The organism is Streptomyces sp. NPDC004609, assembly GCF_042873655.1.
In the GTDB taxonomy this organism is placed as follows: Bacteria; Actinomycetota; Actinomycetes; order Streptomycetales; family Streptomycetaceae; genus Streptomyces.
Genome location: NZ_JBIALS010000090.1, coordinates 1 through 4,717, shown reverse-complemented (window position 1 = coordinate 4,717; position 4,717 = coordinate 1). Strand labels below are relative to the sequence as shown.

Sequence of the window (4,717 nt, the reverse complement as noted above, 5' to 3'; positions counted from 1 at the left end):
GTTCCCCTGAGCCCCGCTGAGTCCCCGTGTCCGTGGCCAGGGGTTGTTCCCCCTACTGCCCAGGTCGGCATCGGGCTCCTATCCCCAGCCGCGCGGTGTGGAACGCTAGGCCGATGATCACTGGTGCACCGGGTGACGCGGAATCGCTTGCCGTCGGGGCCCTTGAGTGGCTGATGAAGGCTGCGCGGGACATCGACGATGGTGTGGCCTGGCCGAACACTCTCTCCGACGAGCAGGTCACGCCGACGCTGTACAGCGGAACTTCGGGAGTGCTGCCGGCTCTCCTCGATGCATGGCGGTATTTCGCCGACGATCGGTACGCGGACATGGCTTTGCGCGGTGCCCGCAGCGTCGCTGACGCGGTCGAAGACTGGGTGGACAGCGGCCTCTACACGGGAGTGGCCGGCATGGCTGTCGCCCTGCGGGGCGTGCACCGTGTGCTCGGTGACACCGCGGCGGGGGCGTCCGCCGACCGTGCTCTGGACATCCTGCGCTCCCGCTACGACGGCGCAGGATGGAACGACTGGTTCGAACTGATCGCCGGCAACGCTGGCAAGTCGAACTTTATCGATGCGCTGCGGCTGCTGACCGATCCGCTCGACGGGCGGCGCAACCGCTGGTGGGAACCCGACGATGTCCATCCCTGGGCGGCTGGCGGTGCGCAGCTGGCTGCGGTCTACGCGGGACTGGAGGACGTCGAGGCAGCAACGCATTTGCAGGCACTCGTTCCCGCGAGCGAGGAGCCGGACCTGCAGCAGGGGCACCACGCTCGCTACTCGGTCACCTTCGCCCGCCCGGCCGGAGGCGAACGAGCCCCGCGCCCGGTTTGGTCAGCGGGGCGGCTGCTGGACGATCCGGAGCCCGAGGCACGTCGCGCGGTCCGCCATGTGTATCTGCCGCCGATGCGCAACGCCCAACAGGAGCTGGCCTCCAGCTCGGGCAACCGGCTGCGGCTGATCCTCGCCGCCGAACTCGGCGGCGAGGAAGCGATCAAGGCGTTCGAGCAGGAGCAGGCCAAGCACTTCCGTGACCTGGAGCAGCACGACAAGATCAAGGCTGTCCGCGGCCGGATCAACGATCCGTTGAACCTGCTCACTGTCGGTGCGCACCCCCAGCACATGGGGCTGTCGTTCGCCGATCCGACTCTGGTGTCCATCGCCCGGGCGCTGCGGACCCGCATGAGCGACGAGGGCCTGGATGTCGAGGACATCGCCCGCTCCGGTCTGGGCTACGCCAACCTCCTGTACATCGCCACCGTCCTGGCCGAACTCGAAGCCGCGCGCGGGGCCGGCCTGACGCTGTTCCTGGTGGAGGAGCCCGAGGCGCATCTGCACCCGCAGCTGCAGAACCTGCTGCTGGAGCACCTCAAGAGCCGGGCACTGCAGTCGCAGATGTTTGAGCCGGAGACCGAGGGCGCGCCGCTGGGCCGCATCCAAGTGGTCATCACCACGCACTCGCCGGTACTGGCCGCCACCACCGTGAGGGATCTGGTGGTCCTGAAACGGCGCCGGACCCCGGCCCCCGCGGCCCAGGCTGTTCAGGACATCGCCGTACCCGAGCCGCCGACCACCGTCCCGGAGGCGCCGCCGCAGCCGCCCGAGACGGGCTTCGCCTTCACCACGGCAGCCGTGCCCGTCGCAGCCATTCCCTTCGCCCGGCACGAGCCCGCAAAACTCGACCGATACCTGGACATCACCAAGAGCGCCATGCTCTTCGGTACTCGCGTGATCCTCTTCGAGGGACTGGCCGAAGCACTGCTGATGCCAGCCTTCGCCCACCTCGTCCTAGACGCCATCCCAGACGAGCGGGCACGCACCCGAGCCAAGGCGGTCTTCAGAGGCAGCTGCATTGTGGCCGTCAACGGCGTCGACTTCACCCCCTACCTGCGGGCCCTGCTCGCCGACGTCAGCGGGGTACGCATCGCCGACCGGGTGGTCACCATCACCGACCAGGACCCCACGAAGAAGAGAACAGAACCAGACAACGAGGATACCGGCCCGCAACTCCCGGACACCCCCACGACCGACACTGCCGCAGAGGACCAGGCCGAGACCGAAGAGTCCGACTTCAACCGTGCTGCCTTCCTGACCAAGCACCTGCAGGACTGGTGAGGTACCCGAGGACCGCTACCGCATCGCAGAGAGCAGACCCACCCTCGAACCCGAACTGATGCGGCCCGAGAACCGGGCACTCCTCAAGGACGTCTTCCTCGACCTGTGCCCCAAGTCGGCACACCGATGGAAGCCGGTCGACGACGCCACCACACCCGACGAGCAGGCAGGCGCCTTCGGCACCCTGTTCACCGTCGGCAACAACAGACTTCCCAAGGGTGACTACGCCTACCGCCTTGCGGAGCGCCTGGCCACCCGGCCCGACGGCTTCCGTGTGCCTGAACACCTGGCCGCCGCGATCCGGTGGATCGCGGACGTCGACGGCGGCGGCCGATGAACCTGATCGACATGCGCCGCGCGCAGGCCGAGCAGCGCCAGCAGCAGGCCGTACACGCCCCGGCGCCCCTGTTCCTCCGCGCCTGCCCCGGTGCCAGCAAGACTCGCGTCCTCGTTGACCGGCACTGCCTGACCCCGCCCGGCCCCCGGCGGGCCGGCAGAGCTCTGCTGTCCTTCACCAACGTCGCGTCTGACGAACTCCGTGATCGCTGCTCCGGCAACCCGGCCGGACCTGACGTCCTTCCCGCACTTCATCGGCACCTTCGACAGCTTCCTGTGGCGCTACCTGGTACGCCCATTCCTGCCCGCGGCCCCGCCCTGGCAGCACGTCCTGTCCTGGGACCAGGTCCCAGCCGCCGTTGTCGGCCCGCGCAAGGTACCGCTCTCGTCCTTCCGCTTCAGCTACGATCCCGCCACCCGGCAAAGCGGAGGGCAGTGGCCCGCAGCGGCAAGGTTGCTGGTCAACTCGCAACTGACCGAGACGGACTACCTCCGGCTCGCCCAACGACGGAGTGACGACCTATGGCAGCGCCGCGGCTACATGACCGGTCACGAGGTGCGTACCGCAGCCCTCGACCACGTCAGGAACCCGACCGCCACCGCTTCTTCGAAATCGTCGTCGACGAGGCCCAGGATTGCTCCGAACTCGACCTCGCCATCCTCGAACAGATGCACCGGGCAGGCCTGCCTTTGGTCGTGGTCGCCGACACCGATCAGGGCATCTACGAATGGAACGACGCACGGCCGCAAGATCTGCACTCCTTCACCCGGCGCCCGCCCACCCACCTGGAACTGAACGGCAACTGGCACAGCAGCCCACCGGTGTGCCAGCTGGCAGCCACCCTGCGGCCCACCGCCCGCAGCATCCCCGATGACCCGGTGGGCGACCACCACGACACGGCCGTCCCCCTGCTGCTCCTGCCCTACGGCCGTCACGGAAGGAAGACGTCAGGGCTGCTCGACGCCAGTGACGCCGGCGAGGCATTCGTCGGCCATGCCGCGCGCGTGGACATCGCCGCAGCCGACTGCATGGCTCTGGCCTACCGCAACGACGCCGTACCCAAGGCACGTTCGCGCCCCGCACTCAACCATCCCAAGGGCACCGACGCCAGGGCACTGGCATGGGCCGCAGCTGTCTTCACGGCCGCAGAAGCCCCCGCGGCCGCGCGCAAGCACGCGCTGGCCATCGCCAGTGCGCTACTCAACGACTACTGGCACCCCGACACCGAGGAAACCCTCGCCGACAGCCTGACCGCTCACGGCATCGCTCCGGCCATCATGCGACGCCGGGCGGGGCAATTCCTCACCGCGCTGCCCCTGGTCGACGCGACACCGGCCCGCGACTGGCGCAGCACCGCCCGCTCGGTCCTCAGAACCCAGCTTCCGCCCTCAGGGATCCAGCCGACGGCACCCAAAATCCTGTCGCTGACAGCCAAGCAACTGGACCAGCCCATCGGCTCGCTCATCGGCGTGCCCCAGACTGACAGCGAAAGCACCCCCGCCGCAGCCATGCGCAGTCCACCGTTCACCAGGCGAAAGGCAGCGAGGCCGACGCGGTCCTCGTCCATCTTCCCAAACCCCAGAGCGTCACCGAACTACTCCAGGCATGGGCCGATCCGCTGACGCACACGGAAAACAGCGAACTACTGAGGACCTACTACGTCGCTATCACCCGCGCGCGCCGCCTCGTGGCGCTGACCTACCCCTTCTCCAAACACTGAAAGGTCACGACTCATCTGGAGATGATGAAGGTCGACTACCGAATGGAGACCGCGCCCCCCTCGCCTGAAACGTAGAACGCAAGCCAAGGCAACCGGCCTGACCAGGACGCCCCGCCGACTGAATCCGGAGGCGGTGGGTGTGTCTGAAAGATCGTGTAAGTCCATGATGTGACAGCCTGGCCTGGGGCTCGGCCTCGGGCTCTCGGGCCGGGCGGATCGGACGAGTCATGGCAGACAAGACAGAACCAGCCGCCTCGGCGGTGGCCGGGGACACGATGGTCGACGAGGTTGTCGAGCGGCTGCTCGATCAGGCTGATGCCTCGGGGGCGGCTCTGCTCGGCGAGGGCGGGCTGCTGACGGAGATCACCAGGGCCGTGCTGGAACGGGCTCTGGAGGCCGAGATGAGCGAACACCTCGGTTATGAACGCGGAGATCCGGCAGGTCACGGGTCGGGGAACTCCCGCAACGGGACCTCGCCCAAGACGGTCCTCACCGACGCGGGGGCGGTCGCTTTGGCGGTGCCGCGGGACCGCAACGGCGAGTTCGAAC

At 68.2% G+C, this 4,717-nt stretch carries 4 protein-coding genes and 1 pseudogene; all 5 read left to right on the top strand.

Annotated features, from left to right (window positions below):
• The first annotated feature begins 113 nt into the window (after positions 1–113).
• Positions 114–2,111, top strand: a complete 1,998-nt coding sequence (locus ACFYT4_RS36040; protein ID WP_389279095.1) for an AAA family ATPase — start codon at positions 114–116, stop codon at positions 2,109–2,111.
• Between the two features lie 58 nt (positions 2,112–2,169).
• Positions 2,170–2,448: a hypothetical protein gene (locus ACFYT4_RS36035; protein ID WP_389279093.1), complete on the top strand. Its 279-nt coding sequence runs from the start codon at positions 2,170–2,172 to the stop codon at positions 2,446–2,448.
• 521 nt (positions 2,449–2,969) lie between these two features.
• Positions 2,970–4,070 carry a UvrD-helicase domain-containing protein gene (locus tag ACFYT4_RS36030; protein ID WP_389279090.1) on the top strand — a complete coding sequence of 367 codons (1,101 nt, stop codon included), beginning with the start codon at positions 2,970–2,972 and terminating at the stop codon, positions 4,068–4,070.
• Positions 4,025–4,168, top strand: a pseudogene (locus ACFYT4_RS36025) (hypothetical protein); the annotation flags it as partial. The gene ACFYT4_RS36030 and the pseudogene ACFYT4_RS36025, both read left to right, overlap by 46 nt.
• A gap of 275 nt (positions 4,169–4,443) precedes the next feature.
• On the top strand, positions 4,444–4,717 hold a 274-nt coding region (locus ACFYT4_RS36020; protein WP_389279098.1), incomplete at its 3' end, for a transposase.